Raw genomic sequence first — 15,208 nt, forward strand, 5'->3', positions numbered from 1 at the left:
GCCGCGCGCAAGCCCGATCAGTCCGGGCCGGGCGGGCGATCGCCCGGATGGACGGAGTTCTGCAGATGCCGCCGTCAGTAGCGGTAGTGGTCCAGCTTGTACGGGCCCTCCACGGGCACGCCGAGGTAGGCCGACTGCTCGGCAGTGAGCTCGGTGAGCTCGACGCCGAGCGCGGCGAGGTGCAGCCGTGCGACCTTCTCGTCGAGCGTCTTCGGCAGCGTGTAGACGCCGACGGGATACTCTTCGCGCTTCGTGAAGAGCTCGAGCTGGGCGAGGACCTGGTTGGAGAACGACGCGCTCATCACGAACGACGGATGCCCGGTGGCATTGCCGAGGTTCATCAGGCGTCCCTCGCTCAGGACCAGGACGCTGCGGCCGTTCGGCAGACGCCATTCGTGCACCTGCGGCTTGATCTCGACCTTGACGACGCCCGGTATGGCGGCGAGCCCTGCCATGTCGATCTCGTCGTCGAAGTGACCGACGTTGCCCACGATTGCGAGGTGCTTCAGGGCGAGGAGGTGCTCGGGCGTGACGACACGGGTGTTGCCGGTGCCGGTGATCAGGATGTCGACCTGGTCGATCACCGATTCGAGGCGAGCGACCTGGAAGCCGTCCATCGCGGCCTGCAGAGCGCAGATCGGGTCGATCTCGCCGACGATCACTCGAGCGCCCTGGCCGCGGAGCGCCTCAGCCGAGCCCTTGCCGACATCTCCGTAGCCGACGACGAAGGCGACCTTGCCGCCGATGAGCACGTCGGTCGCGCGGTTCAGACCGTCGGGCAGTGAGTGGCGGATGCCGTAGGTGTTGTCGAACTTCGACTTCGTCACGGAGTCGTTGACGTTGATCGCCGGGAAGAGCAGGTCACCTGAGGCTGCGAGCTCGTAGAGCCGGTGGACGCCGGTGGTGGTCTCCTCGGTCACGCCGATGAGGTCCGCGGCGATGCGGGTGAAGCGCTGGGGGTCGCTCGCGATGCTGGCACGGAGCGCCTCGAGGATGATGCCGTGCTCTTCCGAGGTCGCACTCTCGGCTGCGGGGACCTCCCCGGACTTCTCGAACTCCACGCCCTTGTGCACGAGGAGCGTGGCGTCGCCGCCGTCATCGAGGATGAGGTTGGGTCCGTCGAAGCCTTCGGCCGACCAGTCGAAGATGCGGTCGGTGCAGCGCCAGTACTCCGCGAGCGTCTCGCCCTTCCAGGCGAAGACCGGGATGCCGGCGGGGGCGTCCACCGTGCCCGTCGGGCCGACCGCGATCGCCGCAGCGGCCTCGTCCTGGGTCGAGAAGATGTTGCAGCTCGCCCAGCGCACCTGCGCGCCGAGAGCCACCAGCGTCTCGATGAGCACGGCAGTCTGCACCGTCATGTGGAGCGACCCCGCGATGCGGGCGCCGGCGAGCGGCTGCGTCGCGCCGAATTCCTCTCGCAGGGCCATGAGCCCCGGCATCTCGTTCTCGGCGAGACGGATCTGGTGCCTGCCCGCCTCGGCGAGCGACAGGTCGGCGACATCGAATTCGAGTGGTCGCGCTTCGTCTGATCCGGAGAGCGCGCGGGCGGCGACAGGCGTGGAAGTCGGCATCCGTCCATTGTCCCATGACGGGATGCCGAGAGTATGAGTCAGACGCGCAGCGTCTCGTGCCGCACGATGACCCAGCCCTTCGGCACGGAGAGCCGATCGGTGTGGATCGCACAGAGGTCGTGGGCATGGGGGTCGTCGCCGCCCCCCAGCGGACCGACCGCTGCCATCTGGTCGCCGTAGTCGTACGTGAGGGTCGACACGGCCTCGCGGGCGCATCCCACTTTGGAGCAGAGTCTGTCGCGCATCGCCCCGACCCTATCTCCGGCGACCGGCCGGGAGCGGGATGCCGCGCCTAGGATGACTGCATGGCGTGGCGCAGAGCGAAGGATGCGGCCCGGCGCGCCCGGCGCCCCGCGAGGCATGGCCGGCACGGGCGCGAAGGCAGGAGCCCCGTGGTGCGGCCGCCGCTCCCTCCCCTCGACACCCGCGTCGAGCGGTTCGACCTGGCCGTGGGCACCGCGGCGGAGTTCCTGCGCTCGGCGTGGGAGGAGCTGCGGGACGTCAGCTTCGAGATCGCCGACATGCCCGCGGCGACGGACGAGGACGGCATCCCCCGCTGGCACGTGCTCTCCGACGAGAAGCGGATCATCCTCTACCGCCTGCCGATCGAGCGGCTGAGCCACTTGCACCGCAACGACGACCTCCACCGGCGCATGATGATCGAAGGCTCGGTGTTCCGCGCCGCCGCAGAGTACATGGACCGCGACCCGTGGGACCTCGGTCCCGAGCGCTTCAGGTACTTCTAGCCGCTCCCAGGCGCCTCAGGGATAGACGACGACCGGCTCGGCGGCCGTGTCGGCCGACCACACGGGGAAGCCGGCGAGGGCCCCGGCACCGCTCAGCGACACTCCCGCCCGCACCGCGGTTTCCCCGGCGTCGAGCGAGTACACGGTCTGGGGTCGAAGGCTGAAGCGCGCCGAGCGCCCCGCCGGGATCGTGACCGAGGTCGAGCTCGAGCCATCGACGGCATCCACCGCCACCTCCGCGTCCCCGTCGGTGGGGTTCACCACCACGAGGGCGGGGGAAGGACCTGCCGGCGTCGCGAAGAGGCTCGGCACCGCGAGCGCGGGAGCCGGCGTATACCAGGCGAAGTCAGCTCCCTCCGCGAACCCCGTGGTCTGCCAGACGGCGCCGACGAGCGGCGCCTCCGCTCCCACGAGCGCCGTGTACTCACCGGGAGGAAGGCCGCCGAGGTCGAGGTCGAGCGGCAGGCCCGCCGTCAGTGCCACCGTCAGGGGCTCGACGCCCTCCGGCGAAGCGCCGGTCGGCAGCAGCGTGATCGACGCCGTGGTGTCGGCCGACGGCGACAGCAGCCGGATGAACGTCGCCGCCTCGATCGCCGGTCCATCGGCATCGACCACTGAGACGCCCGGGATCGCGAGCGACTGCTCGGGCGCCTGGATCGCCCCCACGAGATCCACGCCCCCGGGCAGGAGGGTGCGTGTGATGCCGGCCTGCAGTGCGGCGCTCACCGGAGCGCCGATCGCCGACACCCGGATGACCGGACTCGCCTCGCCGAGCGCGAGTCCGGAGAGCGGGATCGCCCGCTGGGTCTGCGGCGCCACGACGAGCTTGCCCCCGGGCGGCACCGAGGGTCCAGCCGTGCCGAAGACGGCGAGCTCCACCGTGGCGGCGACGTCGCTGGGATTGGCGATGAGGAGGATGTCGGAAGAACCGGTCGTCGTCGCCCCGCCGACGACCCACGACTCCATGAGCGGCGGGCGGCACGCCGACGCGGCATAGCCGTTGAGGTCTTCGGCCGAGACCGTCGAGGACCCCGTGGCCGCGGCATCCGTTCTCGTGCGACCATCGGGTTCCGCGCGCAGCGAAGACACCAGGGAGTCCGGAACCGCGGGCTGGAGCGGAGTCTCGGCGAGCGGCGGGGCGCCGTCGCGCACGCCCGAGGTGACGGACTGTGCCGCCGCGACCGACACGGTCTGCGCGGCGGCGGCGTCGCGGCCGAGGGCGAGGAGCGATCCGGAGCAGGCGAGCACCGTCGCACCGGGAGCAGGTGTGGCCGTGACCTCGACCGGCTGGTGCGTCAGCGTGGGCCACGGGAGTGCCACGCCCGTGACCACGGCGACCACGAAGCCCGTCGCGACGAGCGTGCCCGCCAGCATCCGGGCTCCGGTCGTGGCCCAGCGGAAGGGGCGGCGGTCGCTCATCGTCCTTCCCTCCAGTACGGCCCCACGACGCGCGGGGTGCGCTGAGCCGCTCGGCGCGCCGAGACCGTGGGAACGGCGAGCAGGAGCGCCACTCCGAAGGCGATCAGCTGCCCGATCGCGATGCCTCGCGTCAGACCGGGATCGGATGCCGTGGCCCGGGCGGCAAGGGGCACGGTGACGCGCCACAGCGTGCCCTTCGGCGTGTCGCCCACCGCATCGAGGCCGTCGCGCTGGTCGAGGGCGGTCTGCGCCGAGAGGCGGAAGGTGCGTGCCGCATCGGACTCGGGCGCGGCCGCAGGAGCGAGGAGGACGAATCCGACGCCGTCGGCTGCCACCTCGGCCACGGGATCACCCGCCGACCCCGTCACGAGGTCCGCGGAGAGATCGGCGAGCCGTCGGTCGGCCTCCGTCACGCGGGTCTCGGTCGACACCATGGTCGCCTGCCCGCCGAGGGTCTCGCTGCCACCCCAGACGACGTCGGCCGCGACGCCGCCCGCGTTCTGCGGGGTGAGGACGAGCGTTCCGACGTCCGCGTCGTCGCGCCCTTCCGCCGCCACGTAGGCGGGCAGGGTGCTGTCGGGACCATTCGTGAGGAATGTCGCGCCGCGAGCGGATGCCGTGAGCGCGGGCACCGCGATCACAGCGATCACACCGACGACGGCGACGGCTGCGAGCGTGCGGACGACCGCGAGCCGCGGCGCCAGCCCCGAATCGAGGGCGACGAGCGCCCCTCCGAGGGCCCCGAGCCACGCGAGGCTCACGCCCGTACCGGGCCAGACGGCCACCGTCTCGGATTCCGCGAAGGCGACGGCGATCCCCGCCGAGGCGAACGCGGTGGCGATCCCGCAGGCCGCCACGACGAGGAGGACGACCCCCGCAGCCCAGCGCTGGGTCACCGCTGCAAGCAGTGCGAGGACGGCGAGCGGAGCCGCAAGCAGCGGCACCCACCACGTCGGTGCGTCGGGGCCGAGGAACGCCTGCCAGCCGCCGGGATCGGCCGTCGGGAAGCCGGCTGCGAGGAGCGCACGGCCGGCGCTGTCCGCCGCCACCTGAGGACCGGACCACGGCGCGCCGGGGTCGGCGACGAGCGCCCACACGTTCCGCGCCCGCAGCTGATGCCAGACAAGGGGCGCGGCGAGGGCCGCCGCGGGGATCACGACCCACACGAGCTGCGCTACCCCACGACCGGCCCGGCGGGCGAGCGTGACGCCGAGGGCGACGATCCACAGCACGAGCAGCGCCGGTGCGAGGGCCGGGGCGCAGGCGACGACGGCCGCGAAGAGGACGGATGCCGCTCCCGCCGCGACCCAGGACCGATGCGCCACCGACCCGGCGTAGAACAGCCACGGCAGCAGCAGGTGCGCGAGCACCGCCGTCGGCCGGCCCTGCACGAGGGCGGCGAGGAAGGTCGGTGCGAGCGCCCAGACGGCGCCTCCGGCGATCCGCAGGAAGGAGCGCTCTGTCACCCGTGTCGCCGCGAACCAGCCTCCGACGGCCCCGAGCGGCAGGGCGAGAATCCACACCAGGACGAGTGCCCGCGACGGCTCGAGCGGCCACGCCGATCCGACGACGGCGATGACGGCGGCGAACGGGTCCGCCGGGCCCTCGGTGCCGACGCCGAGAGCGCGCGCACCGTAGAGGGTGTCGCCCCACAGCTGCGAGACGATCGAGCGAAGGGGCTGCAGCGCGCCGCCGCCCAGTACGTTCCAGGCCAGGAGCGCGGGAAAGGCGATGACGCCGACCACGAGGGCGGCCAGCACGAGCCAGGCCCCGCCGCCGGTGAAGAAGCGCAGCTCGGAACGGCGCACTTCTCCCAGATGCTCGGGGTCGTCGTCGAGGCGCTCGCGAAGCTGCGCCTGGGTCACGCGCAGCGGCGCGAGCTGCGCCCACGAGACGGTGCGGGTGCGGCGGATGCGCGATCGCGATCGAGCGATAGCTCCGAAGCGCACGGCGGCGAGCGCGGCGGCCGCCCACTCGGGCGCGATGAGTCCGGGCTGTTTGCCCACGAGCAGCACGAGGGTGCGCCACACGGCCAGGGGGAGGATCGAGAGCCACAGGAACGGGAGGGCGATCGGGTGCGCGTACGCCAGACGTCGATGCAGCTGCGCGGTGCGGGACGCGATGGCGAGGGCCGCTCGACGGCCGGCGGTGCCGCCCGTTCCCGGGCCCCCGACGCCGTCCCCCGACACCCCCACGAGCGCCGTCGGCACCAGGACCACACGCGCGCCCGCCAGCCTCGCCCGGATGGCGAGATCGAGCCCTTCGTCTGCCCCTCGCAGTCCGCGGTCCAGCCCGCCGAGCTCTCGCCAGGAATCTGCGCGCACGAGGATTCCGCGGACGTCCGATCCCAGCACGTCTTCGCGGACGTCGTGCTGCCCTTGGTCCAGCTCGCCGTCGGCGAGGCCCACGGCGCGTCCGACCTGCGTCACGCTGACACCCAGCGACACGATGGCGGAGCGGTCATCCGACCGCACCAGCTTGGGAGCCACGAAGGCGACCGAGGGTGCGAGCTCGAGAGCCCCTGAGAGCTTGGCCAGGGCATCCGGTTCCGGTGCAGTGTCCTGCGCGAGGAGCCAGACGGCGTCGCCGGCGATGCGACGACTGGCGATGGCTGTCGCCTCGGCGAAGCGGGTGCGGGCCGGTGCGGTGATGACCGATTCGGCGGGAGCGGATGCCGTCACCTCGGCGACGATCTCGTCCTCGCCGCAGACCACGATCGTGAGCTGGTCGACAGGCCTGGTCTGCGCCGCGAGGGCCGCCAGCGTCCGGCGCAGATGGAACGCGGCGGGAGTGCGCCCATCGGGGCGCACGACGAGGATCGCGTGAACTCGGCCGGGCATGACCTGGTCAGCCTAGGCTCGACGCATCCACCATCGCGTCCGCACGCGCCGCGCGCCGCAGATCGCCGATGACGTCGCGGTCAGCTGGCGCGCCGCTTGAGCTTGCGACGCTCGCGCTCGCTGAGCCCGCCCCAGATGCCGAAGCGCTCGTCGTTGTGCAGCGCGTACTCGAGGCACTCGTCGCGCACATCGCACGAGATGCAGACCCGCTTCGCATCACGAGTCGAGCCGCCCTTCTCCGGGAAGAAGGCCTCGGGATCGGTCTGCGAGCACAGTGCGTCGGTCTGCCATGCCAGCGGATTGTCGTCGCCCGCTTCGACGGGCCGACGCACCCCCGGGACACCCAGCTGGACCGGATCGACGAACCAATTGTCGGGAACGCCGGAACGGTACTGTGACCCCGCCATTTCGTTCTCCACCCTCTTGTCCCCCCACGCTGTCCGCGCTTAGGAGCAATTACACCCGTGTAATTCGCCATGGTCAAGTCGCGAACTCTAAAGCCTCACCCGCTCCTTGAGGGTTTGCGACGCGCCGTCGGCGTGTCACGCCGGGATAACGCCTGACCTGAACCGCCATTGGACGCGGAACTGCCCGGTCGGGGCTGAGGCCATCTGGCCGCCCGTCAGGCCACGGGCAGCCCCGGCGTGGCGATGAAGAGCTCTCCCGCCCCGCGTGCCCGGATCCTGCCCTCGTCCGGGGTCACCAGCACGGCACAGCCGGGAATCAGCCGGGCGTGGGTGCTCGAGGCGGCACCCTCCACATCGACCTCGCCGGTCGTGACGAGCGCGATCGCGACGCCCTCGAGCGCGATCTCGGTCTCACCGGCGATCGAGGTGCGCAGGAGAGCGAAATCCGGGATGCCGTCCGCTGCGAACCGTTCCAGCCCGCCGCCGAGCTGCGCGGGGGTCAGCACGGGCGGGGGTCCGGGGGTGGTCTCGAGCACGGAGAGCAGCTCGCCCACGTCGATGTGCTTGGGAGTGAGGCCCCCGCGCAGGACATTGTCGCTGGCTGCCATCAGCTCGACGCCCAGTCCCGCGATGTAGGCATGGAGGACACCGGCCGGCACGAACACGGCCTGGCCGCGCTGCAGCACGACGAGATTCATGAGGAGCGCGACCACGACCCCCGGGTCTCCCGGGTACGCGTCGTTCAGGTGTCGCGAGAGCGCCAGCTCGGCCGAGAACTCCTCGCTCTCGCCGGATGCAGCGGCTGCGGTGATCGCGTCCACCTCGGCCTGTGCGGTGCCGGAGAGCAGCCACGCGATCGTGTCGCGGAGGGCGGCTGCGGCATCCGGTCCCTCCAGATGCCCCAGGAGCGGCGTCGAAGCAGGTCCGAGATCCCCCAGCAGCCGGCGAGTGGCGCCGAGGTCACGGAGACCGGCGAGCGCGGTGAAGGTCTCGCTCACTGCCACGATGAGCTCGGGCTTGTGGTTGTCGTCGCGGTAGGTCCGCCCCGCGGCATCGCGCGGGATGCCTGCCGCCTCCTCGCGGGCGAAGCCCTGCTCGGCCTGCTTCTTGGAGGGATGGGCCTGGATCGACAAGGGGGATGCCGCGGCCAGCACCTTCAGCAGGTAAGGCAGACGGGCCGGCGCGCCGGTCGCCGGGCCCTCATCCGCCAGCCACTCCCCCAGCCCCCGCCCGTCGGGCACGACAGAGGGGTCCGCGGGGTGGTCGCCGTACCAGACCTCGGCCTCGGGACGGCCGCTCGGCGCACGCCCCTCCAGCTCGGCGATGAGGGTTGTGGACCCCCACGCGTAGTCACGGGGCTCATTCACGAGAGGCAGCAGCACGGCACCAGCCTATTCATGCTGACGGGGCCGCCCCATCGTGGTGGCGGGGGCGCCTCACGGTACCCTGATGACACGATGGCGGCCCACTCGAAGCATCCCGCGTCGGCACCGCCGACAGCACCCGTTCGCGAGACCACGCGGCACCTGCTCATGCGGGCGTGGTGCATCTTCGTCCTGTTCCAGGCGCTCGCCGGAACCGCCCTCATCCACGCGTTCACCAACGCGGGCGCCGCTGTGATCGCGATCAGCAGCGGGGCGGTGTCCCTCCTGCTGTGGTTCCTCATCCGCCCTCCCGTGCAGTGGCGGCGGCTTCCCGAGTTCGCGCTCTCGTACGTCCTCTGGGCTGCGCTCTCCATCTTCTGGTCTGCCTGGCCGCAGTCGACGGCGCTGACCCTCCTTCTCCTCGGCATCACGACGCTGCAGGCCCTGTTCATCGGCAGCGTCCTGACGTGGCGCGAGCTCGTGCGGGCCATCGCGTCCGGCCTCAAATGGGTCATCGCCCTGTCGATCGTCTTCGAGCTGTGGGTGTCGGTCGTCGTGGGGCACGCGGTGATGCCCGGTTTCCAGCCGACGCCCGAGGGCGGGGTCGACCCCATCGAGTACTGGTCGCGCAGCAATCTGCTCGAGGGCGGCCGCATCCAGGGGATCGTCGGCAACGCGAACCTCCTCGGACCCCTGTGCCTGCTCGCGATCATCGTGTTCGGCATCCGGATCGCGCTCGGAGCCCCTCGCCGTGTGCTGCTCTACGTGTGGATCGGCGTCTCGGCCTACCTGCTCCTCCGCGCAGGATCAGCCACGACCTACGTCGCCGCCGGCGCCGTAGCGATCGTGCTCGCCACGATCCTCCTCATGCGCCGGGCAAAGAAGCCGGGCCAGCGGACGCCCTACTACATCGGGTATGCGGTCGTCGGCCTCGGCGGCGCCGCCCTCGTCTTCGCTCTGCGCGACCTGATCTTCGGCGTCGTCGGACGCGATTCCGACCTCACCGGACGCGAGCAGATCTGGGAGGTCGTGCTCGAGAAGGCCAACCAGCGCCCGTGGACCGGCTGGGGCTACTCCACGCCCTGGGTGCCGAGCGACCCGGCGTTCAACGGCTGGATCATCGACCACGGCGTGACGGTCGTGCAGGCGCACAGCGTGTGGGTCGACGTCTATCTGCAGCTCGGCATCATCGGCGTCCTCCTCATCGGGCTCACCTACCTCGCCTTCGTCTGGCGGGCGTGGTTCTTCGCGGTCGACCGGCCCCGGTGGGACCTCGGCGCCGACCGCCCCTACTCGCCGATGTCGCTCCTTCCCTCACTGGTCGGCGCGATCCTGCTCGTGCAGAGCTTCTCCGAGTCCAGTCCGCTCCTCCTCTGGGGCTGGATGTTCGTCGTCATGCTCAGCTTCAAGATCAAGCAGGCGCCCCACATCGGGGTCGGACCCGCCGAGCAGACCCTCGCGATCGAACGCGGGGAGCTCACCAAGCAGGCGACGTGACCGACCCCTCCCCCACGCGGGGACTACCGGGGGTGCTGGCGTCGGCCGCGTTCGCGCGGGCGTTCACCCTCACGGTCTTCGGCGCTGTCTTCGCCGGCGTCGCGATCGAGAGACTCACGAGCCGCGTCACGTACGTGACCATCGTCGCGGGCCTGTGCGTCATCGCGATCGGGATGCTGGTCGCCCGCCGTCGCGAGATCTCGTTCCTGCGCCTCGTGCCCACCACGCTGATCGCCTTCGTCGGCTGGGCGGTGCTGAGCATCTTCTGGAGCACCGACCAGAGCCGCTCCCTGTCGGGAGTCGTCTCGCTGACCGCGATCGCCCTGCTGGCGGTCACCATCGGCCACGTCCGCGACACGCTGCAGACCGTGCGCGCCCTCGCCGATGTCATGCGCGTGCTGCTCTCGGCGTCGCTCGCGCTGGAAGTGCTCTCCGGCATCCTCCTCGACACGCCCCTTCGCTTCCTCGGCATCCAGGGCAACATCGCGCAGCTCGGTCCGGTCCAGGGCATCTTCGGCACGCGCAACCTGCTCGGCTTCGCCGCGATCCTGGCCGTCGTCACCTTCGTGGTGGAGTACCGCACCCAGTCCGTGCGCACGGGCGTCTCGCTCTACTCCGTGGTGCTCGGCGGCTCGCTCGCGGTCCTCTCCGACTCCCCCACCGTCCTGGTGCTCGCGGCTGCGGTCGGCGTCGCCACGGCGGCGCTCACGCTGGTCCGGCGCACGTCACCGTCGGGGCGCACCGCGCTGCAATGGACGCTTGCCTCCCTCCTCCTGGTCGGCATCATCGCGGCCTATCTGGCGAGGCATCCCATCATCGCCTTCCTGGGAGCGGGCAGCGACTTCTCCACGCGTGCGAACCTGTGGGAGACGCTGCTGAACTTCGTGCGGATGCATCCCGTCCAGGGGTGGGGCTGGATCGGCACCTGGGCGCCGAGCGAAGTCCCCTTCATCTCCATCAACTTCCTGGCGGGAAGGGGCCACGGGTCTGCCCTCAACGCCTACTTCGACGTGCTGCTCCAGCTCGGCTGGATCGGCCTGCTCTTCTTCGTCGCGCTCGCCGGCGTGGCGTTCGTCCGCTCCTGGCTGGTCGCGAGCGAGCGCCGTTCGATCATCTACGCCTGGACGCCGCTCATCCTCGTCACCCTCCTGGTCGACTCCGTGTTCGAGAGCTTCACACTGTGGGGATTCGGCTGGATGCTGCTCGTGCTGGCTGCGGTCCGCGCCGGCCAGTCGCGGTCGTGGCGCGAGCGGATGGATGCGCCCGGAGTCGATCCCGAGCTCCCGCACGTCCCCGACCAGCGRCCCACCGCCTGACTGCCAGGGGCCCGCCAGGGACGGCACGGTAGGCTTCTCGTCGGCCCGACGTCTCGGCGCCCGCCAAACTTCTCGGAGATCAACCCTGTGACTCACGTCCTTCAGAACGTCGTCTTCCCGCTTGATCGCGACCCTGACCTGCTCCCCCTCTACGTCGATCCCGAGACGTGGTCTGTCATCGACGAAGAGCCGGTGCGCGTCTCCAACAGGGCGCAACTCGGCAACATCCTGTCGCGCAACTCCGCGCGGATCGTGGCCGGCAGACGCGTCTCCTTCGGCACGTACTTCAATGCCTTTCCTGCCTCGTACTGGCAGCACTGGACGGCCGTGAGGAACGTCGCGCTCACCATTAGAACCAACGGCCCTGCGACCGTGCTGGTGTATCGGTCGAACGGTTCGGGTGTCCGCCAGCGCCTCGAGACCCGCGAAGTGGATGGCACGTCGGAGACCACCATCGACCTCGTGCTCGACCAGTACAGCGACGGCGGCTTCATCTGGTTCGACATCGTCGCCGATGAGAAGACGGTGACCTTCGAAGGCGCCGAGTGGACGACCGAGCAGGCCCCGGTTCGCGAAGGCAAAGCCTCGATCGGGATCACCACGTTCAACAAGCCGGACTACTGCATCTGGACATTGACGAACCTCGCAGACTCTCCGGAAGTCCTGGACGTCGTGGACAGGATCTTCCTCATCGACCAGGGGGACCGCCGCGTGGACGGCCAGCCCGAGTACGCAGACGTCGCCACGCGACTGGGCGACACACTTCAGGTCATCACGCAGCCCAACCTCGGCGGCTCCGGCGGATTCGCGCGCGCCATGAGCGAGACGCTCTCACGGCCTGAGAGCGACTTCGTTCAGCTCCTCGACGACGATGTGCGCATCGAGCCGGAGTCGATCCGACGCTCGGTCGTCGTCGGCCGGTACGCCTCGGTCCCGACCATCGTCGGCGCCCACATGTTCGATCTCCTCGACCGGCCGAAGCTGCATGCCTGGGCAGAGGTCGTCGATGAGGTGCCGTTCATGTGGCGCGCTCTCTACCAGGAGAAGCTTCCGCACGACTTCAGCGTGGCCAACCTTCGACAGTCGCCGCTGCTCCATCAGCGGCTCGACGCTGACTACAACGGCTGGTGGATGTGCCTGATCCCGCTCTCGATCATCCGCGAGATCGGGCTTCCCCTCCCTGCGTTCATCAAGTGGGATGACGCCGAGTTCTGCCTGCGAGCACGCGGAGCCGGATACCCCACAGTGTCCATGCCGGGGGTGGCCCTCTGGCATGTGTCCTGGGTCGGCAAGGATGACTCCATCGACTGGCAGGCGTACTTCCACGCCCGGAACCGCATCGTGGCCGGGTTGCTCCACTCCGAGGTCGACCGCGGGGGCACCCTCATACGCCACAGTCGTCGCGTCGATCTGAAGCACCTGATGATGATGCAGTACTACCCGGTGGCACTGCGCCACCAGGCCCTGCGGGACGTTCTCTCAGGACCTGCCCACATGCGCGCCAACCTCGCGACCGCCATGCCCCGCGCACGCGCCATCGCGAAGGAGTTCCCCGAGACCGTGGTGCACCGTGACAGCGGGGTGCCGATGCGATCCCGTCGCGGTCGTATCGTGTTCAAGAGGACTCGTCGCAACGAATTCGACAACCCGGCGGGCCTGCGCCTGCGCTGGTTCACCGCAACCACGCTGACGGCCCACTGGCTGCACAAGCCCCGCCCCGAGAACCTGCGGCAGCCCGAGGTGGAGTTCGGCAAGGGGGATGCCCATTGGTGGCGACTCCCGATGTACGACAGCGCTCTGGTCAACTCCGCCGACGGGTCCGGCAAGAACGTGTACAGCCGCGATCGGCGCCTGTACCGTTCGATGCTGCTCGATAGCGTTCGTCTGCACCGCCGACTCCGGCGTGAGTGGCCGCGACTGGCCGCGCGGTACCGCGCGGCCGGGGACGAACTCACGTCTGTGGCGGCATGGCGGTCCACGTTCGAGGACGCGACACGATGACGGGCAACGTCACGCCCTTCGACCCGGCCTCGGCGACGATCGCGGTGGTCACCTACAACCGCTCAGGCCTCCTCACCCGTCTGCTCGAGTCAATCGTCGTCATGGACCCGAAGCCGGGCCATGTCGTCATCGTCGACAATGCGTCAGTGGACGACACCACTGAGGTCGTCGAGTCCTTCCGCGACCGGATCGGCACGAAGCTCGTCTACCGCCGCCTCGAGACCAACACAGGCGGCTCAGGCGGCTTCAGCGAAGGAATGCGCGTCGCGTACGAGCTGGGCTCGACCTGGATGTGGCTGATGGACGACGACGTCGAGGTCCTCCCTGATGGGCTCGCCAAGATGGGCAAGTGGGCGCCTCGCTTCAAGAGCATCCAGGGTCGCCGCTACGACTACGACGGCAGCGAGTTCTACTGGCAGTACCGCGTGGCGGAGCCTCTCGGCATCCCGATCCCCTTCGCTCCGTCCGGGTTCGACGCGTCGGGCTACAAGGAGATGAACTCCGGATGCTTCGAGGGCATGTTCATCCACCGCGACATCGTCACGGAGATCGGCCTGCCCGACCCGCGCTTCTTCATCTACTGGGACGACCAGCTGTACGGCTGGCTCGCTTCGCGGAAGACCACATCGGTCATCGTGGACGAGTTCGTGCTGCGCCGCACACGCGAGATCAAGCAGTGGGACATGGGCATCCGCCACATGAACGCCTCGAGCGACGCCTACCGCTACTACATCATGCGCAACCGGGCCCTCATCAAGCAGTACTACCGGTCGCTCGGGGTATATCGCCCGGTGCTCTTCGGTGCCGGCACAGCGCTGACCTTCGCCAAGGAGCTCATCCGGCTGCTGCTGGTCGAGCGCAAGGTTCGCGGGACGTCGAACCTGTTCCGAGGCTTGCGCGATGGGCGGAAGATCGGGCGCGACCGGAGCTGGTCGCCGATGCCGCCTCTCGCCCCGGCGGAGGGTCAGCCGACGACGTAGTCCGCGTTGTACTTGTCGAGGACTTCCTCGATCGGCGCATCCATGACGAGCCGGCCCTTGTCGAGGTAGAGCCCGCGCTTGCAGAAGCGTCGCAGGTCGCGTTCGTTGTGGCTCACGAAGAAGAGCGTGCGCCCTTCGGCGAGCAGTTCGTCGATGCGCTTGTAGCACTTCTCCCGGAACGCCTTGTCGCCCACCGCGAGCACTTCGTCGACGAGGAGGATCGGTTCGTCGAGCAGTGAGACCACCGAGAAGGCGAGTCGCACCTTCATGCCGTTCGAGAGGTGCTTGTAGGGGGTGTCCACGAAGTCGCCGATCTCGGCGAAAGCGATGATGTCGTCGAAGCGCCGCGACACTTCCGCGCGCGACATCCCGTGCAGACCCGCCGTCAGCCGGACGTTCTCGCGGACCGTGAGATCTCCAACGAACCCGCCGGTGATCTCGATGAGCGGCGCGACACCGCCATTGATGTCGATGGTTCCTTCATCCCAGAGCAGTACGCCGGCGACGAGCTTCAGCAGCGTCGACTTCCCCTGGCCGTTTCGGCCCACGACGCCAATCGACTCCCCCGGAGTCACTGTGAACGACACGTCGCGCAGTGCCCAGAATTCCCCCGGCCGCGCGCGACGCTTCGAGCCCGCAAAGAGGTCCTTGAAGCTGCGCCGACCTCGCCGATTGCGGCGGAACCGGACTCCCAGTCCCGAGACTTCGATCGCATGAGCGGATGCCGCGGCCACTACAGCTCCTTCAGAACAGGTCGCTCGAGCCGGCCGAAGACCCACATGCCGAGCGCCAGGAAGCCGAAGCTCATGATTGCGCCGACGATGACCACGAACGTGTCCCACGTCTCGGGGAAGAAGCCGGCGCGGTACAAGGTGAAGATTCCTGACAGCGGGTTGAAAGCGACGAGTTCTTTGAACGCCCCTGGCAGGTCAGAGACGCCGTAAATCACCGGCGAGGCATAGAAGAGCGCGCGGAGGATGAGCCGCGTCGTGCGTTCCAGGTCGGTGTAGAGCACGCACAGCGGGGCGACGAGCAGGCCCACCCCGACGAGGAGGACGGTCTGGAGC

Annotated in this window: 13 protein-coding genes; 5 read left to right on the top strand and 8 right to left on the bottom strand. The window is 69.7% G+C overall.

Annotation, left to right across the window (positions count from 1 at the left end):
- Positions 1-74: 74 nt before the first annotated feature.
- Both ahcY and AC1DP3_RS06560 read right to left on the bottom strand, forming a co-directional pair.
- Complete coding sequence (gene ahcY / locus AC1DP3_RS06555) at positions 75-1,571, bottom strand: adenosylhomocysteinase (protein WP_477292327.1); 1,497 nt, start codon at positions 1,569-1,571, stop codon at positions 75-77.
- 38 nt (positions 1,572-1,609) lie between these two features.
- Positions 1,610-1,816 carry a DUF3499 family protein gene (locus AC1DP3_RS06560; protein ID WP_477292328.1) on the bottom strand — a complete coding sequence of 69 codons (207 nt, stop codon included), beginning with the start codon at positions 1,814-1,816 and terminating at the stop codon, positions 1,610-1,612.
- Positions 1,817-1,876: 60 nt separating this feature from the next.
- Between AC1DP3_RS06560 and AC1DP3_RS06565 the strand changes: the two genes are divergently transcribed.
- Positions 1,877-2,317, top strand: coding sequence for a metallopeptidase family protein (locus tag AC1DP3_RS06565; protein WP_477292329.1), 441 nt, complete (start codon positions 1,877-1,879; stop codon positions 2,315-2,317).
- Between the two features lie 15 nt (positions 2,318-2,332).
- Here the strand turns inward: AC1DP3_RS06565 and AC1DP3_RS06570 are convergent, their stop codons facing one another.
- From AC1DP3_RS06570 to manA, 4 genes are all read right to left on the bottom strand, one after another.
- Positions 2,333-3,736 (bottom strand): DUF5719 family protein, encoded by a 1,404-nt coding sequence (locus AC1DP3_RS06570; protein WP_477292330.1) that lies wholly within the window; start codon positions 3,734-3,736, stop codon positions 2,333-2,335.
- On the bottom strand, positions 3,733-6,576 hold the full coding sequence (locus AC1DP3_RS06575; RefSeq protein WP_477292331.1) for a glycosyltransferase: 2,844 nt from the start codon (positions 6,574-6,576) through the stop codon (positions 3,733-3,735). Before AC1DP3_RS06575 ends, AC1DP3_RS06570 begins: the two co-directional genes overlap by 4 nt.
- Positions 6,577-6,656: 80 nt before the next feature.
- Positions 6,657-6,983: a WhiB family transcriptional regulator gene (locus AC1DP3_RS06580; RefSeq protein ID WP_477292332.1), complete on the bottom strand. Its 327-nt coding sequence runs from the start codon at positions 6,981-6,983 to the stop codon at positions 6,657-6,659.
- A 215-nt stretch (positions 6,984-7,198) separates the two neighbouring features.
- On the bottom strand, positions 7,199-8,365 hold the full coding sequence (manA, locus tag AC1DP3_RS06585) for a mannose-6-phosphate isomerase, class I (RefSeq protein WP_477292333.1): 1,167 nt from the start codon (positions 8,363-8,365) through the stop codon (positions 7,199-7,201).
- Between the two features lie 75 nt (positions 8,366-8,440).
- Between manA and AC1DP3_RS06590 the strand changes: the two genes are divergently transcribed.
- The 4 genes from AC1DP3_RS06590 to AC1DP3_RS06605 all read left to right on the top strand — a co-directional run bounded on the left by AC1DP3_RS06590 (position 8,441) and on the right by AC1DP3_RS06605 (position 14,141).
- Positions 8,441-9,844 (top strand): O-antigen ligase family protein, encoded by a 1,404-nt coding sequence (locus AC1DP3_RS06590; protein ID WP_477292334.1) that lies wholly within the window; start codon positions 8,441-8,443, stop codon positions 9,842-9,844.
- Positions 9,841-11,160: an O-antigen ligase family protein gene (locus AC1DP3_RS06595; RefSeq protein WP_477292335.1), complete on the top strand. Its 1,320-nt coding sequence runs from the start codon at positions 9,841-9,843 to the stop codon at positions 11,158-11,160. Before AC1DP3_RS06590 ends, AC1DP3_RS06595 begins: the two co-directional genes overlap by 4 nt.
- 87 nt (positions 11,161-11,247) lie before the next feature.
- Positions 11,248-13,161: a glycosyltransferase gene (locus AC1DP3_RS06600; protein WP_477292336.1), complete on the top strand. Its 1,914-nt coding sequence runs from the start codon at positions 11,248-11,250 to the stop codon at positions 13,159-13,161.
- Positions 13,158-14,141, top strand: a complete 984-nt coding sequence (locus AC1DP3_RS06605; protein WP_477292337.1) for a glycosyltransferase — start codon at positions 13,158-13,160, stop codon at positions 14,139-14,141. Before AC1DP3_RS06600 ends, AC1DP3_RS06605 begins: the two co-directional genes overlap by 4 nt.
- Here AC1DP3_RS06605 and AC1DP3_RS06610 read toward each other — a convergent pair.
- The gene (locus AC1DP3_RS06610; RefSeq protein WP_477292338.1) at positions 14,126-14,875 is read right to left on the bottom strand and encodes an ABC transporter ATP-binding protein; all 750 of its coding nucleotides are present in this window, start codon (positions 14,873-14,875) and stop codon (positions 14,126-14,128) included. The genes AC1DP3_RS06605 and AC1DP3_RS06610 overlap by 16 nt on opposite strands.
- A partial coding sequence (locus AC1DP3_RS06615; RefSeq protein WP_477292339.1) for an ABC transporter permease occupies positions 14,875-15,208 on the bottom strand: 334 nt, incomplete at its 5' end. The genes AC1DP3_RS06615 and AC1DP3_RS06610, both read right to left, overlap by 1 nt.

It is taken from the genome of Microbacterium sp. P5_B6 (genome assembly GCF_056400345.1).

Bases quoted from the DNA above. Each gene is read 5' to 3' on its own strand.
- ahcY (WP_477292327.1), bottom strand. From the start codon at position 1,571: ATGCCGACTTCCACGCCTGTCGCCGCCCGCGCGCTCTCCGGATCAGAC.
- AC1DP3_RS06560 (WP_477292328.1), bottom strand. From the start codon at position 1,816: ATGCGCGACAGACTCTGCTCCAAAGTGGGATGCGCCCGCGAGGCCGTG.
- AC1DP3_RS06565 (WP_477292329.1), top strand. From the start codon at position 1,877: ATGGCGTGGCGCAGAGCGAAGGATGCGGCCCGGCGCGCCCGGCGCCCC.
- AC1DP3_RS06570 (WP_477292330.1), bottom strand. From the start codon at position 3,736: ATGAGCGACCGCCGCCCCTTCCGCTGGGCCACGACCGGAGCCCGGATG.
- AC1DP3_RS06575 (WP_477292331.1), bottom strand. From the start codon at position 6,576: ATGCCCGGCCGAGTTCACGCGATCCTCGTCGTGCGCCCCGATGGGCGC.
- AC1DP3_RS06580 (WP_477292332.1), bottom strand. From the start codon at position 6,983: ATGGCGGGGTCACAGTACCGTTCCGGCGTTCCCGACAATTGGTTCGTC.
- AC1DP3_RS06590 (WP_477292334.1), top strand. From the start codon at position 8,441: ATGGCGGCCCACTCGAAGCATCCCGCGTCGGCACCGCCGACAGCACCC.
- AC1DP3_RS06605 (WP_477292337.1), top strand. From the start codon at position 13,158: ATGACGGGCAACGTCACGCCCTTCGACCCGGCCTCGGCGACGATCGCG.